Raw genomic sequence first — 21,345 nt, 5'->3', positions numbered from 1 at the left:
ATCTCGCGGCACCTACCTCATGAAGGGCCGGAATTTCCGGCGATCCAATCACGAGGAACGACATGTCGAATTTGCAACGCTTCCGCCCATCGGCAGGGCCACAACCATCTCCCGTCGCACTGGCCGTCCTGGCGCTGGCCCTGGGCTTGACAGCAGGCGCGCCGTCCCCCGCGAGGGCACAGGGTACTGAGCAGGCTTCCAGCACGACCGTTGCCGAGTTTCACATTCCCTCCGGGCCGTTGGCACCGGCCTTACGCCAATTGGCAAGCACGGCCAACATCATGTTGAGCTTCACGGCGGAGCAGAGCGAAGGCAAGCGCACGGCCGGCGTGAATGGCCGGCACCCCGTCGTTGGCGCCTTGGGCTTGCTGCTGGCCGGGACCGGCCTTCATGCCGTACAACTGGACAACGGTGCCTTCGTATTGCGGGCTGACAACACACCCGCAGCTTTGCCGCCAGCCTCGGCCGCCGAAGCGACCGCGGCCGGCACGCTGCCTGTGGTGACCGTGACCGGAAAGACGGCTGCCGACAGCACCACCGAGGGCACGCATTCATACACCACGGGCAGCATGAGCACAGCCACCCGGCTCAACCTGTCCATGCGCGAGACGCCACAGGCCGTCACCGTCATCACCAGTGAGCGCATCCAGGACCAAGGCCTGGCAACCGTCAACGATGTCGTACAAACCGCCCCCGGCCTGACCTTTCGGCGTTTCGGGCCGGAGCGCGCTTCCTTCTATTCGCGCGGCATGTACGTGGACAACATCATGTACGACGGCCTGCCCGTGAGCCTGGACAGCTCCAACCTGTCACAGGATCTGCTGGCCACCGATATGGCCATCTACGACCGCGTGGAGATTGTGCGTGGGGCCACCGGCCTGGCACAGGGCGCGGGCAACCCGTCAGCCGCGATCAACCTGGTGCGCAAGCGGCCGACCAAGGTGCCGCAAGTGTCCGTTGGCCTGAGCGCTGGCAATTGGGACCGCTACAGGGCAGAGCTGGACGCCTCTGGCCCATTGTCGGAAGACGGCAGTCTGCGCGGCCGCGCGGTGATCGCCACGCAGGACTATGGAAGCTACAAACGCGGCGAAAGCAGCGACGGCCAGACGCTCTACGGCATCCTGGAGAAGGATCTGGGTGCCTCCACCACGCTCACGTTCAGCGCGTTGCACCAGGAGAGCCGGCTGCACGGCAACGGCTTCACGGGTCTTCCCGTGGCCGCCGACGGCAGCGATCTGGGATTGCCCCGGTCCACGTCTTACGCCAATGACTGGGAGCATTGGAACAAGACCACCAACTCCGCGTTCCTGGGGCTGGACCACCGATTCGACAACGGCTGGCGTATGCACCTTTCGGCCTATTACGCCCAGGCCGAGGTCGACATGCAGGGCCATTACCTCAATTACAGCGCCACCACCGGTAACTACAGGCAACTAGCTGCGCGCAATGCCCACCAGGAAAAGCAAAGCAGCGTCAATCTGTATGCCAACGGCCCCTTCGAGCTGTTGGGCCGCAAGCATGAGCTGGTGCTGGGCGCCAGCTACCGCAACATCGATTTCGACGGCGACAGCCGCCAGGGCTTGGAACTCAACAGCAGCCTTGACCTGTACAACTTCGACCCCAGCGCGGTCGCCAATCCCAACATCCCTTTGCGCGACTGGATGAATGCGAAGATCAGCCAGCAAAGCGTGTATGCCACCACGCGCCTGAATGTGGCCGACAGGCTGAAGCTGATATTGGGGGAGGGTGGACTGGTACGACTACGACGACACCGTCAACACCTACCCGAACTTCACCTCCAACACCCCCTCCGTCAGCGCCCACAACAGCTACAAAGTCAACAGCCACCTGACGAAGTACGCCGGCCTGGTCTATGACCTGAACGATCAGCATGCCATCTACGCAAGCTATACCGATACCTTCAAGCCCCAGAACTACCTGGATGCCGACAGCAAGTTGTTGGCTCCCGTGATCGGCCAGAACTACGAAATCGGCATCAAGGGCGAATACTTCAATGGCGCGCTGAATGCCTCCGCGGCTGTGTTCCTCATGGACCAGAAAAACCGTGCCTTCCGCAGCACCGACCAGACCCAGTGCGCGAACTACCCGGCCGTCACCTGCTATTCCGCTGCGGGCGAGGTTCGCAGCAAAGGCGTGGAGCTTGAGGTGCAAGGTGCCATTACGCCCAATTGGCAAATAGGCGCGGGCTACACGGTGGCCATCGCGCGCTTCCGCAAGGATGCGACTGCCAGCAATGTGGGCGAGCTCTTTGATACCGACACGCCACGGCACTTGTTCAAGCTGTCGACCATGTACCGGCTGCCCGGCGCCCTCCAGGGCTGGCGCATCGGTGGTTCAGTCTATCGCCAAGGCGCCATCTACAACAAGGGCACCACGAGCGGCGTCCCCTTCAACATCACGCAAAGCGCTTACACCGTGGCCGACTTGGTGATCGGCTGGCAGGCCACCAAAAATCTGGACGTACGGCTCAACATCAACAACGTATTCGACAAGAAGTACTACAACGCGTTATCCGGCAGCACTGGTTTCCCCAGCAACGTCTATGGTGAGCCGCGCAATGTGATGCTGTCGGCACGTTACCAGTTCTAAAGCTCAGCAATATGCGTGGTGTGCTGGTGATGCTGCACCGATGGTGCGGCTTGTTCATGGCCGGTTTCCTGTTCATCGCCGGTTTGACCGGCGCGGTGATTGCCTGGGACCATGAACTCGACGAGTGGGTCAATCCCCGGTTGTTCCAGGCTGCCTCCGGTGCGGCGGATATTTCGCTTCCACCCCTGGAACTGGCGCGCCGGGCCGAAGCGGCCGATCCGCGCCTGCGGGTCAGCTTCCTGCCGCTGGCTCTGGAGCCCGGTCACACAGCGATGCTGGGCGTCGCCGCGCGCATCGATCCCGCCACCGGCGCACCCTACCTTCTTGGCTTCAATCAACTGGCGATGGATCCGGCCACCGGCCTGTCGCAGGGCCAGCGGCAGTGGGGGCGCATATCGCTGTCGCGCGAAAACCTGCTGCCTTTTCTCTATAAGCTGCACTACACGATGCACATTCCCAAGGGCTGGGGCATTGATTTCGGGGTATGGCTGATGGGGGTGGTGTCCGCGGTATGGATCGCCGACTGTTTTCTTGCACTCTGGATCTCGTTTCCCAGCGCGCGCGCCTGGCGCAAGTCATTCAGCTTCCGGCTGCGCCAGGGCAGCGCCAAGCTCAACTTCGATCTCCATCGGTCCGGTGGCGTGTGGGTATGGGGCTTGCTGCTGATGCTGGCCGTGACTTCCGTGTCTTTGAACCTGGGAACTCAGGTGATGCGGCCGTTGGTGTCAGTGTTTTCACAGCTCACGCCCTCGCCATTCCAGGTGCGCCAGGGCAGCCGCGAGCGGGAGGTGGCTGACCCATTGCTGAACCGGGAGCAGGCCATCGCGGTGGCAGAGGCCGAGGGCCGCCGCCGCGGCTGGACCTCTCCGGCCGGGTCCATCTTCTATGCCCAGCGCTTCGGCATCTATGGCGTGGCGTTCTTCACGCCGGAAAACGACAGGGATGACAACGGCATGGGCAACGAGGTTCTCTACCTGGACGGGGACACGGGTGCACTCGTCGGTGACCATGTGCCGGGCCAGGGCACTGCGGGCGATATCTTCATGCAAGCCCAACTACCGCTTCACTCCGGCCGGCTGCTAGGCACGCCGGGGCGCATACTGATGTCGTTCATGGGGATCTTCGTCGCCGCGCTGAGCGTGACAGGCCTCGTGATATGGGCGCGCAAGCGCCGAGCCCGGGTGGCAAACAAATGACGCTCGCAAATGACGCTCGTCATCGCAGCCTACATGACAGGCTGGGCAATCAAGTTTGAGACAAGTACTCCAGCCCCTTATTCACGGTAACTGGTGTCGATCCGGTCGAGTTTGCGCAGCAGCGCGGGCCAGGCGAACTGCCCGCCCATGCCCCCAGTCTGCACCTTCATGGCCTGCGCGACGCCTTGCACGATGCGCGGATCCACCTGCGTGAGTTCGTGGCCACCCGATTGCGCGGCGATCTGAATCTGGCAGGTACTCTCAAAAACATACATCGAGAGAAAGGCGTCGGCAATGGTCTTGCCGCAGGTAAGCAGCCCATGGTTGCGCAGCATGAGGGAGTCAGCCTGTCCCAGATCGGCTTGCAGACGAGGCTTCTCCTCGTCTCGGAAAGCCACGCCCTCGTAATCGTGATAGGCCAGCGAAGCCAGCACGAAGGTCGATTGCTGGCTGATGGGCAGTACGCCATTCTTCTGCGCGCTCACCGCCACGCCGGCACGGGTGTGGGTATGCAGCACGCACTGAACGTCTTCTCGCACGGCGTGCACCGCGCTGTGGATCACGAAGCCGGCCGGATTGACCGGGAAAGGCGAGTCATTGAGCTTGTTGCAGTCCTGGTCCACCTTGATCAGGCTGGATGCGGTGATCTCGTCGAACATCAGCCCATAGGGGTTGATCAGAAAGTGATGCTCGGGGCCCGGAATGCGCGCGCTGATGTGGGTGAAGATCAGGTCACTCCAACCGTACATGGCCACCAGCCGGTAGCAGGCGGCGAGGTCGGTGCGCAGTTGCCATTCTTCGGGTGAAACCTTGTCCTTGAGCGAGGCCATGTTGTTCATGGGAAGAGTTCTCCTTGAGCAGATGATGAGACTTGGTGCGCCACTACGCATTATCTTGAAGAGGTATCAATCTTCTTGCTTGCCCGCGAAAAATGCCACGCAGGCCAGAATCGGACAAAGCACGACCCCGGCGCCGCCAATGGCGATAAGCAGCCAAGGCACCATCGAACCGAAATCGTCCACATCAGCGGGTTGGCTCGCTGCCGATGCCCACCAAGCCCCCATCATGGCGAGCACGCCACCTGCCAGGCCCAACATGAGCGCCACCTTGTAGGCACGTGCCCGGGGGCCAAACGCCACGCCTTCGGGTACAACGCGGGTGCTATGCCACTGATAGGCGAGGGTGGCTTGCGCCTTGGCCTGGCCAGGGACAGGGATGCGGAGCTTCGGGTGCCAAGCAGGCCCTCTGAAATTGGAGCGAGGAAGGTGGAACTCCAGGCAATCAAGTTCCACACTTTCGGTTCCGATCCATTGGACAAGGAATATCGAACGCACGGTGCAATAGCTGCCGTCAATCAGGACGGATTTTCGTCCGACGATGACTTCGATCCCTTGCGGCGGGCAATCTGGCCGCCATGATTGCGACATGACATTCGTGAGCCGCTGCCAATTACGCGCGCCCCGTGCCTTGTCGAAAGCGAGAAACCGCTTCCAATCCTGGGGGTTTACCTGCCAGCGTGCCACGACGTTTTCGCCGCGCATCAGTCTTGCCGTACCGAACCAACTGCTTAGGGCTTGTATTGCAGGAATCGAGCAGAACAGAAGCAGCAGGGCACCCAAAACGCCCGAGGCTCGCATCACGCCCGTCTCTTCGCTTCCGGTCGCGGCCCACACCAGAAGCGCGCCCAGCCCGCAGAAGAGGAGGGCGGCAAGGGCTTTGCGTACCGGATTTCGCATCATTTCCTCCTGACTCTCATCCGCGGTAGAAAGCGGATGGCGGGATACCGAAATAGCGCTTGAACATGACGGTATAGGCGCTCTGGCTGCTGTAGCCATGCTCCAGCGCGACCTGCACGATGGGCGTACCTTCGGCCAGGCTTTCGAGTGACAGCAGCAAGCGAGCCAATTGGCGCCACTGCCCGAATGTAATGCCTGTATGACTCTTGAATTGGCGATGGAATGTCTTTGTGCTCATGGCCAGGCGCTTGGCCCAATCGGCGGCCGTGGCCGGGTCGTCGCCCAACGTATTGATCTATGCCACCTCCAGTCGGAGGCACATGGTCAGCGAACGCATGAGCGACAACCTTGAGCGGAGAAACGACGACCAGGGGAGAATTCACCCCGGTGACTCGATCGAGGAAAAAATCTCCTTGTCGGACCGGTTTGGGCTCCACCTTCATTTCTACTCGTTCAGCCAGGACGAGTATTTGCAGGCCGTGACGCATTGGCTGAGCCACTTTGGACTAGGCCTGCACGCCGACGAAGAGATCAGAGCCGAATCACTTCAGTGGGCCACGCAGCGCGGCACCCGCTCAGGACGTGCTGCATGGCAGTTTGCGCGGAACTATGCAGGCAGGAAAATGACCGAGGAAAAAGCCATTGGGTGAGCATGAATTGGCGTGGCGTTCGGTGCCCATGGTCATTCCGATGATGCCGCAAGCCCTGATAGATGATGGTGTTCACAAAGAACAGGGGCGTGGACTCACGCGTCGACATGGCGCTCACGCCCAGCCAGGAACCCCATGAACACGGCGGCGAGCGCCAAGATGGCGCACAGGCCTAACGGCACGCGCCAACTGCCCAGCGCATCGCGCAACATGCCCATCGCCATCGGCCCCGCCGCCGCCAGGAGGTAGCCGATGCATTGCGACATTCCCGACAACGCGGCAGCCTGATGCGCGTTGTGGGTACGCAAGCCGATGAAGCTCAACCCCAGAATAATTCCCGCGCCAGTGCCGATGCCAAAGAGAATCGACCAAGCCAGGGCGAACTGTGGCAGGGCCATCAAACCCAGCAGGGCGACGGCCGAAAAGCCCGCCACCACCGCAGCCAGCAAGCGCTGGTCGCGCAGGCGGCTCAGAATCGGTCCGATCAGGACTCCCGGCACAGCGGTCGCCAGTTGCAGGACGCCGTGCAGCGAACCAGCGTGATCAGCGGGCATTCCGGCGTCGGTCAGGATAGCCGGCAACCAACCGACGGCTGCGTAGTAGATCGTCGAATTCAGCCCCAGGAAAAGCGTGACCTGCCAAGCCAGCGCTGAGTGCCAGATCTTGCCCTCACGCGCGGGCCCAGCCGTACTGGAAACTGATTTCGTGCGGACGCTCAGTTGGGGCGTCCAGACCGCCATCGCCACCAGCGGCAGGACCAGGAACACCGCCAGCGCACTTTTCCAACCAGCGGCATGGGCCATGGGCACGATCATGGCCGAGCCGAGCGCTGCAGCTACGCCCATCGCCAACGCGTAGGCCCCCGTCAGCGACGCGACATTGTGAGGAAAATCGCGCTTGACCACGCTGGGCAGCAGGACATTGCCGATGGCTATGCCCACGCCGATGATCCCCGTACCTACATACAGGCTCCATAGCGCACCGCTGGAACGCAGAGCGATCCCCAACGCAATAGCCGCGAGCGCGCCGAACAAGGTTCGTTCCAGTCCGTACTCACGAGCGAGCCGGGCGCTGTAGGGCGACACCAGAGCAAAGGCCAGCAATGGCAGAGTGGTCAGCGCACCGATTGCCGTGGTGCTCAGGCCGAAATCCACCTGAACAGCACCGAGCAGAGGAGGCAGTCCGGTAAAGGGGGCGCGCAGGTTTGCGGCGATCAAAATGATACCGAACAACAGAGCCGTCGAGCCGGCTGATCTTCGATGCGTCAAGGTGTTCACTACTCGCTTCTTTCACGTTTCTAGGGAATACCCCAATCTAAAGATGAAGCTTATGATTGAATATAGAAATAAAGACAAATAATCGCTAAATAATGACAACCAGCGGTTCACTTACCGAATCACTCGGCCGATACGACCCGGACGTGAACGACCGGCCCGCGTTGGCTTTGCGCGTGGAAGTTGAGCAGAACGATGTGGAGCAGCCCATACACCAGCACCGCAAGGGGCAACTGGTGATGGCACTTCGCGGGGGCGTGATGTGCGAGGTGCCGGGGGCGCTGTGGATGGTTCCGCCTCAGCACGGGGTATGGATTCCAGGCGGTATGCCGCACAGCAACCGCGTGACGAATAACGCCCGCATCGGCTTCCTGTTTGTGGAGCCCGGCACGGCGCCGCTGCCGGACAAATGCTGCACACTGGTGATCAAGCCGATGGTGCGCGAGCTGATCCAATACCTCGCGGACCAGGGGCCAGACTATCCGCGCGAGGGCCCGTCAGCACGTGTGGCAGCGGTGCTGCTTGAACAGTTGGCCCTGGCTCCCGTCGAGCAGTTGCATCTGCCGGTGCCGGATCATCCGCGCATCCGCCGTATCGCCGACTCCCTGGCCGCTGATCCCTCAGACCGCCGAACGCTTGCCGAGTGGGCGCAGATGCTGGCGACGAGCGAGAGGTCGCTGGCGCGGTTGGTGCAGAGGGAAACCGGGCTGACCTTTGGCCGCTGGCGCCAGCAATGGCACCTGATCGTTGCCCTGCAGCAGCTTGCAGGTGGTGCCACCGTGCAGCAAGCTGCAGGCGATCTCGGTTATGACTCGGTCACGGCGTTCATCACCATGTTCAAGAAAGCGCTGGGACAACCGCCAGCGCAGTATTTCGCCTCACTTCAATAAAGGCCGGTTGGCGTTTCCCTTGCGAGAGCGCCCTCGGAGCCATGTATATCAGCGCCGCCCCTGGCTCCGCCAGCGGTTGAGACCGTAGCGCACCAGGAAGGCGCAGCCCAAGACCAGCGCAAACCAGCCTGCCAGGTAGGCCTGCCGCATGATTTCGCGCATGTCTGGCGACCGGGCCACGTAGGGACCGAGCAGGACAATGGCACCAATGAGCGCGCAAATGGCGCCCTTGAACAGCAGTTCGGAATCTTGCTTGCGCTGGGATGGCGGGATAGGGGAGGGCATGGGCGCATTATCCCTGGAGCATTTTTGCCTCTCATTCGTGAAAATACGCAGCTTGAGGGCAAGCCGGAACCCGCCGCATCACGCGAGCAGCAGCAACGCAAGCGCTACCGCGGCCGGCAGCGCCTGAACGAAGAGGATCTTGCGGCTTGCGGTCCTGGCGCCGAAGACACCGGCCACGATGACGCAGCCGAGAAAGAACGCCTTGATGCCATGGTCGTTCGCGCCGAGCACCAGGCCCCACACCAGGCCGGCCGCGAGAAAGCCGTTGTACAGCCCCTGATTGGCCGCCAGCACCTTCGTGGCCTGTGCTCGCTCAAGGCTTTGCCCAAAGGCTTTCATACCAGCAGGTTTGTCCCAAAGGAACATCTCAAGAACAAGAAAGTAAACGTGCAGCAAGGCGACGAGCGCCGTGATGATGTTGCCAACGACAGTCATTCAATGTCTCCAATCAAAAGTGTTCCGCTGAAACTTTGGAAGGTCGCGCCGCGCATCCAACGCACCGCGCGAAGCAGAATACCTGTTTATTCAACATAGATCGCGAACGCGTTCTTACCAGGAGCCAGGAAAGCCATGAACCAGGAATTGTTCGATAAAGGACTTGCAATGCGGCGCGCGGTGGTCGGTGACGCCTATGTCGACGCCGCGCTCGGGAATGCCGACGAATTCAGCATGCCCATGCAGGAGCTGGTCACGGAATTCTGCTGGGGGAGGTCTGGACACGCCCGGGCCTGGACCGCCGCAGCCGCAGCATCCTCAATCTGGGCATGATCGCCGCGTTGAACCGGCCTGAGGAACTGGCCACCCACATCAGGGGAGCCATCACCAACGGCGTGACCAAGGACGAGATCAAGGAATGCTTCCTGCAGGTAGCCGTGTACGTCGGCATGCCTGCCGGCCTTGGTTGCTTCAAGATAGCCCGCCAGGTGTTCAAGGAAATGGGCATCTGAACCTCTGCCGCACAGGACATCGCGACAGGGAGTTCTTAGGACCAACGAACCAAAGGCACCCGGAGGTGCCTTTGGTTCGCCTTATTCAACGCTCACACCCGGCAGGCCAGGAAGGCCCAGCGGGCGAAGGCTGGCGCCCGTCAAAGCGGATTCTTGCATTCGAAGTCTTGATAGACCGTTTCGCTGGCCTTTTTCCAGTCCTTGCCCGGCGTCTCGGGCTCGCATACCTTTTCCCCTGTTTTGGCGTTCACCCACCAGTAGTACATGCTAGGCTGTGCCAGAACACCAAGGGAAAGTGCCAAGCCTGCGATGAGAAGAGCTTTCTTCATGTCAATACCTTTGTGTTCAAAAATTAGGGAACCAGGCTTTCACCCACCGCCGTCAGCAGCTTCTCGCCTTGGGCAACGATAGCATTCCGGTACGCCTCAAACCTCGCGTCGGTGTAAGAGTTGTCATCGCGCACGCCCCCACCGTTGGCCTCCACGCCGTCGTGGAAATAGTTCATGACTGGAATATGGATGTGACCGGCAGGAATGTCCAACCCCATCGTATCCCTCAACAGGGTATTGCGGTAGGCACTTTCGTTGGAGAGATAGTCACCACCACCGCCCGTGCGTGCGCACCAGGACGCTTCCGGAGCCTTGACATCCGCAGGATCGGGCATCTTGTTGACCACGCTATGCCATGGTTGTGTCGCGGTGGTCGTGCTATTGCAATCGGCGAAGTAGCTGTAATTGGTATGCCATGTAACATCGAACCCATCCTGGCCTTCGCTTTTGGCGCCAGGCGGCCTCGCAATACCTGCTTGTGTATTGGCGAGCAGCATCTTTTCAACTGGTAGCGATGCTGTCGTGAACTGTGGTGGAGCGTCCTTCTTCCACTGCGAGATGGTGTCAGAGCCATACCAGCGCGGTTGCACCACTGTGTTGCAGCCTGAGCCACCCAGCGTGATCGGATCCGCACCTTCCGCCGTGATTTGGCCAAGCGGCAGCACGACAGCGGGCAGACGAGTCCCTACCGGGCAGTAAATGATGCCGTCATTACCGGCGGAGGAACCATGAAACCGGCCATTCCACTGCTCGAGCCAGAAGATATCCCGGCCGCCTTGGCTCATACTGATTGAAGCATCCACGCGCTTGGGGCCGGCCTTGAACCAAGGCCCCAGGGTGTCTTCCTGCATGCCTTTGTTGAACGGGTCATAGCTCACGGGCAAAACGTAAGTCTGTACGTGCATGACCGATCCATCGGAAAGCTGGATCTCCTTTCCATCCAAGGCCAGTGCGGTGGCTCCGGAGGGGTTTCCGTTGCGAAGGCCCGTATTGGGCGTCCCGGGTTTCCCCAGGGTAAATACATCGAAACCGCTCACGAGCATCCTGCGGTAGGGCTTTCCGCCCGCGGTCTGGCCAGTCGGGAAATCAATGTCGGTCTGCCCCCGCGAAGCCTTCTCGAATTCCCACTGCAACTGCTCTTTTTGCTCGGCGGAGATATCCCACTCCGGCTTCCATTGCCGAAGGACCTTGGTCATCTGGACCCGGCTCCAGTAAAGCATGCGATCGTCACTGCGGGGCAGAGTCTCTGATGCCTGCACGGCTCGCTTGCCCTGAACCCTGTCGACCGCCGCCCGCCAAAGCGCTTTCCCGCTTTCAGTGACGCTGGCAAGCGCTTCGTCGTAGTTGGACAATTGGGTCTGGCCTTCGTCATTGCACAGGCTCTCGGCAAATTCAGGCGCAAAGCTCTGAAAACCTGCGGCTGTCACGATCCGTGTCGCGAAAGGAGTCTGATCCTGACCGACTACGTTCTGCCCGGAGAAAGGAAGTGGCGTTTCCAGCCGCCGCTCCTCAAAGCTCAACGGCACATCTTTATCCCACGTACACGCCAGCTTGGCCCCGCTGTCATCGTCGCCACCCCCTCCACACGACGCAAGTATCGTTGCGGAGGCACAGGTGGCAATTACTCCATAGACCTTTCTCATGAACAGGCTCCTCTCATCGTTGTTGCTGAAATCGTTGAACAATTTCAGTATTGCATGGTCAACAAAAGTGAGTATTAGTATTAACCATGAAATGATTTTTGAAGACAAATCACAAATTTTCGTTGAACACAAAATGTTACTTTTAAGGATTTTTGTTTGAAATGGTCTTCTTCGTCATGACTGTATGGGAAAAAATAACAGTACAGTTTTTTTGAATTGTTCTGCACTGTGCGTGGCCTAGGCTGGCTCATCGGTGTGTACTAAGCGCCTGGAATCAAAGGTATATCTGATGGGAAAGACCACAAGCGGCTGGGTAAGCGGGTTCATTGGCGTAGCGATCTTTGCCGGATCGCTGCCGGCCACACGCGTGGCTGTGGCCGATTTCGATCCGATTTTTCTGACCGCGGCGCGCGCCACGGTGGCTGCGCTGCTCGGGCTTGCATTGCTTCTGGCGCTCAGGCAGCCGAAACCCAGGGGAGCAGACATCCCGTCGCTGGCCCTGACAGCCCTGGGGGTGGTCGTCGGTTTTCCATTGCTGACCGCGCTTGCGCTTCAACACGTCACATCGGCGCATTCCATTGTTTTTGTGGGCTTGCTACCTCTTTGCACCGCGATCTTCGCGGTCTTGAGGGGAGGGGAGCGCCCCCGGCCTCTTTTCTGGCTTTTTTCCGTGCTGGGCGCAGCCTTCGTGGCCGGGTATTCGGCAAAGGGCGGCATGCAGGCCTCCTTGCAGGGCGATCTGCTGATGCTGGCGGCCATCCTGGCGTGCGGCCTGGGTTATGCGGAAGGCGCGCGCCTCTCCCGCTCGCTTGGCGGCTGGCAAGTCATCAGTTGGGCGCTGGTGATTTCGCTGCCGGTCATGCTTCCCATCACTTTGCTGACCATGCCCTCGTCGTTCGCGCATGTCGGTACGCCGGCGTGGCTGGGCCTGGCCTATGTCTCTCTCTTCAGCATGTTGATTGGCTTTGTCTTCTGGTACCACGGCTTGGCGAGGGGTGGCATTGCCGCCGTGGGACAGCTTCAACTGCTCCAGCCGTTCATGGGGCTGGGCCTCGCGGCCCTGCTGCTTCAAGAGCAGGTGAGCCCCGCCATGCTGCTGGTCACGCTGGGGGCCGTGGCCTGTGTGGCTGGCGCAAAGAAATTCGCTGGTTAAGCCGATTGATTTCTATCGCTTGCCCGATAGCCTGGCGGCCGCCAGAAGCAAACCCGCCAATGCCAGCGACCAGGCCAGCCATGCCGCTCCCAGGAAAATGGGCGGCAGCCACCCCAGAAAAGAGACTCCCAGGGCACGCGACAAGTCGTGCGTGGCCGCCGCATACATACCCAAGGGGAACACCGCGCTCCAATACAGCGGGTCATACCGTAGCGGGAAACGCCGCAGCAGGTGGCGCCAGACGCCCAGCACCAACAGCAATGGAATCCACCAGGAACCTGAAGCCCAGTAGAAAACCGAGAAGCCTTTCAGGAACGGCAGGAATTGCGCAAGGATAGGAAGCGAGCCCGCGGCCAAAGTCAGCCGAGCGCCGGCCAAGGTGGAGATCGCCATGGCCCCCATGTTGATCCAGTAGGGCGGAGAAAGATCTTCCGGTGAAAGCCGCAGAAAAAGGCAACGGTAGAAGATCAATGCCATCAGCAGGATGTAGAGCATCCCGCCCCAGAGCCACCAGGCCAGGCAGGCAAATTCGAGCAGAGGCCGCCACTCTGGAGGAAACGTGCCGATAAGCGCGACCCCGAGAACCGCGATCGACTGTGTCGCTACCACCGCGAGCAGCCAACCGCCGTGCATGCCTCGGTCAAGCGCGGGCTTCTCCTCTTTGACGGTCAGGGCGGCAAAGATGCCGTACCCCAGCACTAGCCAGAGACCGAGCGCGAACCACCAAAGCACCAGGCCAATATCTTCTCTGCCACCAAGGTCAATGAATTGCAGGCCAAGAACAGCGGTGCCCGCCACGGCCGAAAAGTAGCCTGGCGCACGCGCGTGGTCAGTCAAATCGCCAAGCACCCTCGATGGATGGCGTACGGCGCGCAGTATCACCAGGGCCCAGATCGCGAGGTAGAAAACAATATTCAGCGCGAACAGTCCTCTGGCGAGCTCTGTGAAGCCGTTCTGCCGGCTCGCCAGCGAGACGATGCCCGTGGCCATCACGATGCCGAAGATGGCGGGTGTCAAAGCGGCCAAGGGCGGCAAGGGCAGGCCACGAGAGGATGGGCTGAGAATCGGGGCGGACATCGGAGGGAGATTATGAGCCGCTCGTCAGCAACCCGCAGGGATTGCTAAAGTGAGCATCCTCAATGCACCTACGGAGTCCTGCCTATGTCCGCTTCCGATGCCCAGGCGCTTCATCCAAGCCCGGCAAGCTCACCGGTTGCCCTCATTGTCGGCGCCGGAGATTCGACCGGCGGCGCCATTGCCAAGCGCTTTGCGCGCGAAGGCTACATTGCGTGCGTGACCAGGCGCTCCGCGGAAAAGCTGCAGCCGCTGATCGCCGACATCGAAGCCGCCGGTGGCCATGCGTTCGGCTACGGCAGCGATGCGCGAAAAGAGGAGGAGGTGGTTGCGTTGATCGCGCAGATCGAAGCGGAGCGCGGGCCGATCGAGGTGCTGGTGTTCAACATCGGCGCCAATGTGCCTTGCAGCATTCTTGAGGAAACCGCCCGCAAGTACTTCAAGATCAGGGAAATGGCCTGCTTCAGCGGCTTTCTGAACGCGCGTGAGGTGGCCAAACGCATGGTCACGCGCGGACGCGGCACCATCTTGTTCACCGGTGCCACGGCAGGCACACGCGGGGCGGCGGGGTTTGCGGCCTTCGCGGGAGCCAAGCATGCCTTGCGCGCGCTGGCTCAAAGCATGGCGCGCGAACTGGGGCCGCGTGGTCTCCACGTGGCGCACGTCATTGTCGATGGAGCGATCGACACTGAATTCATCCGCACACAGTTTCCGGAGCGGTACGCCTTGAAAGAGCAGGACGGCATACTCAACCCTGACCACATCGCCGAAAACTATTGGCACCTGCACCAGCAGCCGCGCGATGCCTGGACGTTCGAGCTGGATCTGCGGCCCTACATGGAAAAATGGTAGGGCATCTTCATCCCATCCCTACACGTTCTTCACACAAGTTCAAACCCGGAGACACTCCATGAGCAAGCAAGTCGAATTCTTCTTCGACGTCGGTAGCCCCGCGTCCTATCTGGCCTGGACGCAACTGCCCACCCTGTGCGCCGAAGCTGACGCCGAGCTGCAACTCAAGCCCATGCTCCTGGGCGGTGTGTTCCAGGCCACGGGCAACGCCTCGCCTGCTGCCGTACCGGCCAAAGGCAAGTACATCTTCGCCGATTTCGATCGCCATGCCCGCCGGTACGGCGTCCCGCTGCGCAGGAATCCCCACTTTCCGATCAACACCCTGACCTTGATGCGAGCCATCACCGGCGCGCAAATGCGCGCGCCTGAACGCCTTCTTGCCTTGACCGATGCCATATTCAGGGCCATCTGGATTGAAGAGCTCAACATGAACGATCTGGCAGTCGCATCCGTCGCGCTGTACAAGGCGGGTTTCCCCCCTGAATTGATTGCCGGCTGGGTGGGCGATGCCGATGTCAAGGCACGTTTGAAGGAAACGACAGAGGAAGCCGTGCAACGTGGGGTTTTCGGTGCACCCACGATGTTCGTGAAGAGCGACATGTTCTTCGGGCAAGATCGCCTGGAATGGGTGAGGGAAGCCCTGAAAGCCGGTTAGCCTAACTATCGAAACCGGGAAGCATCGCCTGCGCCAGCGCCGCCACCGATAGTGGAGCCGATCCTTCTGCCTTGTTGTTGATCGTCACATACGCCGGTTGCCCCGCGCCAGTGGTACCGGCGATCACACGGGCCAATGCGGCGCGCGTTTCAGGATCAGGATCCACCATCTGGTTGAACGGCTCATAGGTCTGCTTGGCGGTTTCATATCCGTATGCGCCATGGCGGCGATGCAGGTTCCAGCGGCATACCAGAGGCCCTGGCCACAAGGCGCGAAGCAAAGGAAGCTGATCCTCGATCGGAGGCATCTTGGCATGCAACCCCAGGCAATAGGTCGTGGGATTGGTGGCGCGGGCTTCGCGCAGCATCCGCGCCAGCAGCGGCGCATTCGCCGCACTGAGAAATCCGGCATCGCGCACTTCAATGCCAACGACCCCGTCAGGGGCGGTAGGACGCAAGGGCGGCAAGGCCGCGAGCATGACGCCTATCCGCTCGATGACCTCCGGCAGACGCGCAAGGAGGTGATGGGGCAGGGGACTGATCTGAAACACCAGTGCGCCCACCTTGCTGCCCAACCCTTCGAGCGCAGGCTCGATGAACTCGCGCACCGCCAGTTCAGGGTCGAGAAAGGCCGGATTAGGTGCCATGCCACGCCCGTTTTCGGCGCGTACCTGGGCATCCGCCACCAGCGCGGGGGCTTTGACGACGAAACGGAAACCCTCCGGAACCTGCGCCGCATAGCCCGCGTACTGGCTCACGCTCAAGGGCCGGTAGAACGCCCGGTCAAGACTGACTGTACGCAAAAGAGGATGCCTGGAATAGGCCTGCAGGCCTTCTTTCGACAGCTTGCTTTCCCCATAGTCACCATCCCAGACCAAGCCCGCCCAACCAGGAAAATGCCAGGAAGAGGTGCCCATCCACAGCTGCACGGGCAAGCGAACCGATAGCGCCTCCTGATCTGATGACGGTGGTGCGGGCTGTACGCCCTTTGCTCTCGAACGCGGGCGAGGAGGCTCCTCAGTTGATCCTGAAGTTTTTGCGCTCGGGGTGTTCTCCTCCTTGCGCTCCGGAGGCTTGTCACCGCCGAAAAGAGAGGGTTGATCGGGTGGCTGAGACATGATGGGAGAAAATCTTGCGCTACGATGATATGGGTTACAGGACGCTCTCATGTACAAACCCCCTCAGTTTGCCAGCCGCGACCCCCTTATTGCCGCGCGGCTGATGCGCGAACACCCTTTCGCCAGCCTGGTCTCCACCGATGACGAAGGGTTTCCGTTCGTCACCCACCTGCCGCTTCACCTGCAACAGGACGGGGAGAATTTCACGCTGCTGGGCCACGTGGCCAAGCCCAACCCCATTGGCGATACCTGGCCGCGAGGCCCAAGGCCTTGGTCACCTTCGTCGGGCCGCACGCCTACCTGTCCCCCAAGGTCTATCCGGATCTTGCGCGCGTGCCCAGCTGGAACTATCTGGCGGTGCATTGCACCGTGCAGGCCCGGTTGCTCGACGATCCGCAGGCCAAGGATCAATTGCTCAAGAAATTGATCTCCGACCACGAGCCCCCCTATGCCGAGCAGTGGCGTTCGCTGGGAGAGGAGTTCGCCCACAAGATGCTGGCGGGCATCACCGCCTTCGAGCTGCAGGTGGTCGATTGGCAATGCAAACTCAAGCTCAACCAGCATCGCAAGGAGTCGCACGAGGCCTTGCAGGCGATGTACGCGGCCGGCTCACCTCAGGAGCGGGCCTTGGCCGAGTGGATGCAAACCCTGGGCATGGGCGGTGAGGCCGCAGCCCATCCCGATACGGCCCAACCTTCACAGACGACATGAGCGATCCGGCAGCACCTCAGGACGATACCGATATCGATACCTATTGGATGCGGCAGGCACTTGCCGCCGCCCAAGCCGCAGGTAAGCGTGGCGAAGTCCCGGTCGGTGCGGTCGTGGTATGCCGTGGCGAATTGATTGCCACCGGTGGCAATGCCCCAATTGAAGGCCACGATCCCACAGCACACGCCGAGATTGCCGCACTGCGCGCCGCGGCGCGGACGCAAGGCAATTACAGGCTTGAGGATTGCGAGCTGTATGTCACCTTGGAACCCTGCGCCATGTGCGCTGGAGCCATGCTGCATGCCCGGCTGAAGCGGGTAGTGTTCGGTGCGCCAGAGCCACGGACCGGAGCGGCAGGCTCCGTGCTCAATCTGTTCAGCCAGCGAGAGCTCAATCACCAGACTGGCCTGACCGGCGGCGTGCTCTCGGATGAATGCGGCGCCCTGTTGCGCGAATTCTTCCAGCAACGCCGTGGCAACCCCAACCCGCTTCGCGAAGATGCGCTGCGAACACCCGATACCGCGTTCTCCCATCTCCCAGGTTACCCGTGGGCGCCTCGCTACATCAGTGATCTGCCGAGCCTGGCTGGCCTGCGGATGCATTACCTGGACCAGGGCAACGCAAGCGCATCACGCACCTGGCTATGCCTTCATGGCAACCCAGCCTGGAGCTATCTGTACCGCCACATGATCCCCGTTTTCGAGGCTGCTGGGGACCGGGTGGCCGCGCCGGACATGCCTGGCTTCGGCAGAAGCGACAAGCCCAAGCGCGAGGCCGTACATACCTTTTCCTGGCACCGGCAAGTCCTGCTGGAATTCGTGGAAAGGCTGGATCTGCGGAATATCGTGCTGGTCGTGCAGGATTGGGGGGGCCTGCTGGGCCTCACGCTGCCCATGGCTGCTCCTGAGCGGTATGCCGGCCTCCTGGTCATGAATACCATGCTGGCCAGCGCCGAGGAGCCACTGTCGCCAGGCTTTCTCGATTGGCGCCAGATGTGCGCCAAAAAGCCTGCCTTCGATATTGGGCGCCTGTTCAGCCGAGGAAACCCGCAGCTGTCAGCCGCCGAGTGCGCCGCCTATGAGGCGCCATTTCCTGACACAGGCCACCGCGCGGCCACACGAGTCTTTCCCCGCATGGTGCCTGAGTCGCCTAAGGATGACGGCGCCGCCGTGTCCCGAGCCGCCCGCAGGTTCTGGCGCGACGATTGGGCAGGGCGCAGCCTGATGGTCGTGGGTGCCCAGGACCCTGTGCTGGGCCCTCCCACCATGCAGGCATTGCACAAGGACATTCACGGCTGTCCTGATCCGTGGATCATCGAAGAAGCCGGGCATTTCGTACAGGAGCACGGGCAGCCCATTGCCGAGCGCGCGCTCATCCATTTCGCAAGAGGTTGAATGCGCGTTCGACCAGCTTATGCAGGTGCCCAAGTCTTCTATCGTTTTCGTAGCTGCTGATATATTCCCCGGCAGCTCGAATCAAGCTTACCCCAGCAAGAACACCAACCATGGCTCATATTTATGTCTACTCTCCCGCGGGCGCGGTGCGCGACCGAGCGGCGTTCAAGCTCGGCGTCAAACGCCTGCAAGCGCTGGGCCATGAGGTCGAGGTAGACCCGGCTGCGCTTCAGACTTGGCAACGATTTGCCGGAGATGACGCCACCCGTCTGGCGGCCATCACCCGTGCGGCCGCAAGCGGCGCCGACATTGCCCTGATTTCCAGGGGCGGCTATGGCATTACGCGCCTGCTGCCTGATCTCCCGTATCGCAAGATCGCCAACGCCATCTCCAAAGGTACCCGCTTTGTGGGTTTCAGCGATTTCACCGCGCTGCAATTGGCATTGCTGGCCAAAACCGGTGCCACGACATGGGCCGGCCCTGCGCTATGCGAGGGCTTTGGCGCCAGCGATGTCGCGGACGGTGCCGATGGCCACAACGGCAAGCTGGGGCAAGGAGAGCCCGACGAAATCATGCTTGCGTGCTTTGGTGATCTGGTCGACGGAGCGGGGGAGGGGACCGGCTGGCGCCTGCCCGCTGCGTCGGCAAAACTTGTCTCCGAAGGGTTGCTGGCACGGCAGTCCACGCTTTGGGGAGGCAACCTGACCGTGCTCCTTTCTCTTCTGGGAACTCCTTATTTTCCTGAGATCAAGCAGGGCGTGCTGTTCCTGGAAGACGTAGGAGAGCACCCTTACCGGATCGAGCGCTCGTTGACGCAACTCTTGCATGCCGGTGTGCTGGCGCGGCAAAAGGCGATCGTGCTGGGTGCATTTACCAATTACACGCTGTCAGCAACGCACGACAAGGGATTCACGCTGGCCAAGGTGATCGAGTGGCTGCGCGCGCACACGAAAGTCCCTGTGTTGACTGGCCTGCCATTCGGCCATGTGCCGACCAAGGTACTGCTGCCTGTGGGCATGAAAATCGACCTGCTGGTGGAGGGACGTGAGGCTCTGCTGCTTTGGGGTCATATCCACCATAACCACCACTGATACGTGCGGCATAGACGGCGCTTGTTCCTGTTCCTAGAACGTGCTGTGCTGATCCGGACGTAGCGTAGTAGGGCGGGACATCATTCCTCTGGGCAGCATGCCATCGAACAGCACCGACAGGCTGATCATGCGGGTGTGTGCCACCTGCTCACCATGCAGTCCAGCCAGCGCGGCCATCAGGTCGGCACGCGCATACCAAAGCGACTGAGCGTCGCTGCTGAGGTGAATGCGGCGCGCCACGCTGGGATACTGGCTGATGCCCTCGCTGCCCAGCATGTCAAGCATCGCCAGGCGGATATCGACCAGCCGGTCCGTATGCAGTTTGGTCTGTTTTTGGGCGCGTGCCCTCCTGGAACCTGTTTTTCCGCCGTTCCACATTCCAAGCAGCCCAGCAAAAATGTGAGAAGTGCTCCAGCCCATGCAATGATTGAAGATGGTTACATCTATTTTTTACGTGAATGCTACATGAGTTACCAAATGTTTTGGGCGAAAGTTTGACACCCGTCAAAACAAAACGTTGCTGCGGTGCGACGATGACGTTAAAAGAGGCCGCGAGCCACCTATAAATATCCTTAACGGTGAGGCGATTTCAGCTGGAAATGCGACATTAAGGACCGAAGTCACCACTCCTTAAGAATATCCGCTTACATGCACAGCCCGCTGCAAACCATTGCCTTCATCGATCTTGCTGACAGCACCGCTGCCTATCAAGCTATGGGCAGTGAAGAAGTGGCTGGCGTTATCTCCAAGGTAACGCAGTGGATAGGTCGTGTCTGTGAGGCTCACGATGGCCGGATACTCAAGTTCCTGGGTGACGGTGTGATGGCCGAGTTCGGCAATAGTGTCGATGCAGTCACGGCCGCCGTCTTTCTCCAGCAGCAGCACACGAAACGCATCCGGCGCTGGCCTGAGCCCCTGCATATGGGCTTGAAAATCGGACTGGCGTCAGGTGCAGTGGTCCGCATGGGCAACGATGCGTACGGGGATCCGGTGAACTTTGCTTCGCGCCTGTCGGACATGAGTGGCTCCAACGCCATCTGGGCCACCGAATCGGTGATCAATCAGCTGAGAACCAACCGCAGGCACAGGATTTCGAACCGCGGAGAAGTGCTGGAGAACATCCGGTACCGTTCCCTGGGCATGATCAGAATCAAGGGGATCGTGCAACCCCATCCGGTATTTCAGATCGAGTGGAACGACGAAATTCCCACAGACCTGATCACCATACGCGGGGTTCTGCAGGAACCGGAGCTTCCAGACACCGAGAAGGTCGAAAGCCATATCGAGCTTGGATGGGAAGGCAATAACAAGGTATTTGTCAGCAGCGAACTGCCCATTCAGATAGGCAGAGTGCCAGACTGCCACTTTGTGATCAGCGATCCAAGAGTCTCGCGCAAGCACTCGACCATAGAGTGGATCAACGGCGCCTTCGTGCTGGCTGATCAGAGCACCTATGGCACCTGGATCCGCTTTACAGGCAAGTCGGCCTCGGAGGTGCAGTTGCGCCGCAGCCAATGCATCCTGCATTCCGGCGGAGAGATGGCACTGGGCGTCCCGTTCTCAGACGCGAGCGCGCCCGTGCTCAGTTTTCAGGTGCGCGCAGGCTGATCTTGTCAGCACTCGTCAACAGGGTTTGAATTGACGTGGATGGCAGAGGGTGACCAGTTGATGTTGCTTGCTTTATCCTATTATTAACATAATACACATCGTATGAAGTAATTATTGAATCCCAGATCGA

General features: G+C 60.6%; 21 protein-coding genes and 3 pseudogenes. 13 read left to right on the top strand and 11 right to left on the bottom strand.

The features are described from left to right. Positions 1–62: 62 nt before the first annotated feature. The 3 genes and pseudogenes from WJU18_RS15820 to WJU18_RS15810 all read left to right on the top strand — a co-directional run. Positions 63–845 (top strand): annotated as a pseudogene (locus WJU18_RS15820) (TonB-dependent receptor plug domain-containing protein); the annotation flags it as partial. A 901-nt stretch (positions 846–1,746) separates the two neighbouring features. After that, positions 1,747–2,610, top strand: a complete 864-nt coding sequence (locus tag WJU18_RS15815; RefSeq protein ID WP_423453753.1) for a TonB-dependent siderophore receptor — start codon at positions 1,747–1,749, stop codon at positions 2,608–2,610. Positions 2,611–2,621: 11 nt separating this feature from the next. Then, complete coding sequence (locus WJU18_RS15810) at positions 2,622–3,806, top strand: PepSY-associated TM helix domain-containing protein (protein WP_423453751.1); 1,185 nt, start codon at positions 2,622–2,624, stop codon at positions 3,804–3,806. A 77-nt stretch (positions 3,807–3,883) separates the two neighbouring features. On the opposite strand, the gene WJU18_RS15805 is transcribed toward WJU18_RS15810, so the two are convergent. From WJU18_RS15805 to WJU18_RS15795, 3 genes are all read right to left on the bottom strand, one after another. After that, entirely contained in the window at positions 3,884–4,645 is a 762-nt protein-coding gene (locus tag WJU18_RS15805) for a class II aldolase/adducin family protein (RefSeq protein ID WP_423453749.1), read from the bottom strand. A gap of 66 nt (positions 4,646–4,711) precedes the next feature. Continuing rightward, a complete protein-coding gene (locus WJU18_RS15800) occupies positions 4,712–5,545 on the bottom strand; it encodes a hypothetical protein (RefSeq protein WP_423453747.1) in 834 nt (277 codons plus the stop codon). Between the two features lie 13 nt (positions 5,546–5,558). Further along, a complete protein-coding gene (locus WJU18_RS15795; RefSeq protein ID WP_423453745.1) occupies positions 5,559–5,780 on the bottom strand; it encodes a helix-turn-helix domain-containing protein in 222 nt (73 codons plus the stop codon). Between WJU18_RS15795 and WJU18_RS15790 the strand changes: the two genes are divergently transcribed. Further along, positions 5,779–6,192: a DUF815 domain-containing protein gene (locus WJU18_RS15790; protein ID WP_423453743.1), complete on the top strand. Its 414-nt coding sequence runs from the start codon at positions 5,779–5,781 to the stop codon at positions 6,190–6,192. The genes WJU18_RS15795 and WJU18_RS15790 overlap by 2 nt on opposite strands. A 95-nt stretch (positions 6,193–6,287) precedes the next feature. Here the strand turns inward: WJU18_RS15790 and WJU18_RS15785 are convergent, their stop codons facing one another. Further along, the gene (locus WJU18_RS15785) at positions 6,288–7,469 is read right to left on the bottom strand and encodes an MFS transporter (protein ID WP_423453741.1); all 1,182 of its coding nucleotides are present in this window, start codon (positions 7,467–7,469) and stop codon (positions 6,288–6,290) included. Between the two features lie 92 nt (positions 7,470–7,561). Between WJU18_RS15785 and WJU18_RS15780 the strand changes: the two genes are divergently transcribed. After that, complete coding sequence (locus tag WJU18_RS15780) at positions 7,562–8,356, top strand: AraC family transcriptional regulator (protein WP_423453740.1); 795 nt, start codon at positions 7,562–7,564, stop codon at positions 8,354–8,356. Positions 8,357–8,404: 48 nt separating this feature from the next. On the opposite strand, the gene WJU18_RS15775 is transcribed toward WJU18_RS15780, so the two are convergent. Beyond that, the gene (locus WJU18_RS15775; protein ID WP_423453738.1) at positions 8,405–8,641 is read right to left on the bottom strand and encodes a hypothetical protein; all 237 of its coding nucleotides are present in this window, start codon (positions 8,639–8,641) and stop codon (positions 8,405–8,407) included. Between the two features lie 78 nt (positions 8,642–8,719). Beyond that, the gene (locus WJU18_RS15770; RefSeq protein WP_423453737.1) at positions 8,720–9,076 is read right to left on the bottom strand and encodes a DUF1304 domain-containing protein; all 357 of its coding nucleotides are present in this window, start codon (positions 9,074–9,076) and stop codon (positions 8,720–8,722) included. Between the two features lie 135 nt (positions 9,077–9,211). On the opposite strand from WJU18_RS15770, the pseudogene WJU18_RS15765 reads away from it, so the two are divergent. Beyond that, a pseudogene (locus WJU18_RS15765) lies at positions 9,212–9,588 on the top strand (carboxymuconolactone decarboxylase family protein). A gap of 140 nt (positions 9,589–9,728) precedes the next feature. Here the strand turns inward: WJU18_RS15765 and WJU18_RS15760 are convergent. Both WJU18_RS15760 and WJU18_RS15755 read right to left on the bottom strand, forming a co-directional pair. Next, complete coding sequence (locus WJU18_RS15760; protein WP_423453735.1) at positions 9,729–9,917, bottom strand: hypothetical protein; 189 nt, start codon at positions 9,915–9,917, stop codon at positions 9,729–9,731. 23 nt (positions 9,918–9,940) lie between these two features. Next, a complete protein-coding gene (locus WJU18_RS15755; protein ID WP_423453733.1) occupies positions 9,941–11,668 on the bottom strand; it encodes a hypothetical protein in 1,728 nt (575 codons plus the stop codon). A gap of 181 nt (positions 11,669–11,849) precedes the next feature. Here WJU18_RS15755 and WJU18_RS15750 point away from each other — a divergent pair, with 181 nt between their 5' ends. Next, positions 11,850–12,713 carry a DMT family transporter gene (locus WJU18_RS15750; protein ID WP_423453731.1) on the top strand — a complete coding sequence of 288 codons (864 nt, stop codon included), beginning with the start codon at positions 11,850–11,852 and terminating at the stop codon, positions 12,711–12,713. Positions 12,714–12,725: 12 nt separating this feature from the next. On the opposite strand, the gene WJU18_RS15745 is transcribed toward WJU18_RS15750, so the two are convergent. Then, the gene (locus tag WJU18_RS15745) at positions 12,726–13,790 is read right to left on the bottom strand and encodes a tellurite resistance/C4-dicarboxylate transporter family protein (protein WP_423453729.1); all 1,065 of its coding nucleotides are present in this window, start codon (positions 13,788–13,790) and stop codon (positions 12,726–12,728) included. An 84-nt stretch (positions 13,791–13,874) separates the two neighbouring features. Here WJU18_RS15745 and WJU18_RS15740 point away from each other — a divergent pair, with 84 nt between their 5' ends. After that, complete coding sequence (locus WJU18_RS15740) at positions 13,875–14,639, top strand: SDR family oxidoreductase (RefSeq protein ID WP_423453727.1); 765 nt, start codon at positions 13,875–13,877, stop codon at positions 14,637–14,639. 58 nt (positions 14,640–14,697) lie between these two features. After that, on the top strand, positions 14,698–15,294 hold the full coding sequence (locus WJU18_RS15735) for a 2-hydroxychromene-2-carboxylate isomerase (RefSeq protein WP_423453726.1): 597 nt from the start codon (positions 14,698–14,700) through the stop codon (positions 15,292–15,294). Between the two features lies 1 nt (position 15,295). Here WJU18_RS15735 and WJU18_RS15730 read toward each other — a convergent pair whose 3' ends face one another. Then, positions 15,296–16,210, bottom strand: a complete 915-nt coding sequence (locus tag WJU18_RS15730; protein ID WP_423453724.1) for a DUF72 domain-containing protein — start codon at positions 16,208–16,210, stop codon at positions 15,296–15,298. Positions 16,211–16,460: 250 nt separating this feature from the next. On the opposite strand from WJU18_RS15730, the pseudogene WJU18_RS15725 reads away from it, so the two are divergent. From WJU18_RS15725 to WJU18_RS15715, 3 genes and pseudogenes are all read left to right on the top strand, one after another. Continuing rightward, positions 16,461–17,122: pseudogene (locus WJU18_RS15725) on the top strand (FMN-binding negative transcriptional regulator). Further along, the gene (gene tadA / locus WJU18_RS15720; protein WP_423453722.1) at positions 17,119–18,516 is read left to right on the top strand and encodes a tRNA adenosine(34) deaminase TadA; all 1,398 of its coding nucleotides are present in this window, start codon (positions 17,119–17,121) and stop codon (positions 18,514–18,516) included. The pseudogene WJU18_RS15725 and the gene tadA overlap by 4 nt, the downstream one beginning before the upstream one ends. Before the next feature lie 110 nt (positions 18,517–18,626). Further along, positions 18,627–19,607 (top strand): LD-carboxypeptidase, encoded by a 981-nt coding sequence (locus WJU18_RS15715; protein ID WP_423453720.1) that lies wholly within the window; start codon positions 18,627–18,629, stop codon positions 19,605–19,607. Positions 19,608–19,640: 33 nt separating this feature from the next. Here the strand turns inward: WJU18_RS15715 and WJU18_RS15710 are convergent, their stop codons facing one another. Beyond that, the gene (locus WJU18_RS15710) at positions 19,641–19,985 is read right to left on the bottom strand and encodes a hypothetical protein (protein WP_423453718.1); all 345 of its coding nucleotides are present in this window, start codon (positions 19,983–19,985) and stop codon (positions 19,641–19,643) included. A 270-nt stretch (positions 19,986–20,255) separates the two neighbouring features. Here WJU18_RS15710 and WJU18_RS15705 point away from each other — a divergent pair, with 270 nt between their 5' ends. Next, the gene (locus WJU18_RS15705) at positions 20,256–21,215 is read left to right on the top strand and encodes an FHA domain-containing protein (RefSeq protein WP_423453716.1); all 960 of its coding nucleotides are present in this window, start codon (positions 20,256–20,258) and stop codon (positions 21,213–21,215) included. Positions 21,216–21,345: the final 130 nt, after the last annotated feature.

It is taken from the genome of Ottowia sp. VDI28 (genome assembly GCF_049532675.1).
Classification (GTDB): domain Bacteria; phylum Pseudomonadota; class Gammaproteobacteria; order Burkholderiales; family Burkholderiaceae_C; genus Ottowia.
Note: the sequence above shows the minus strand (reverse complement) of the source record. Positions and strands in the feature narration are given on the sequence as shown.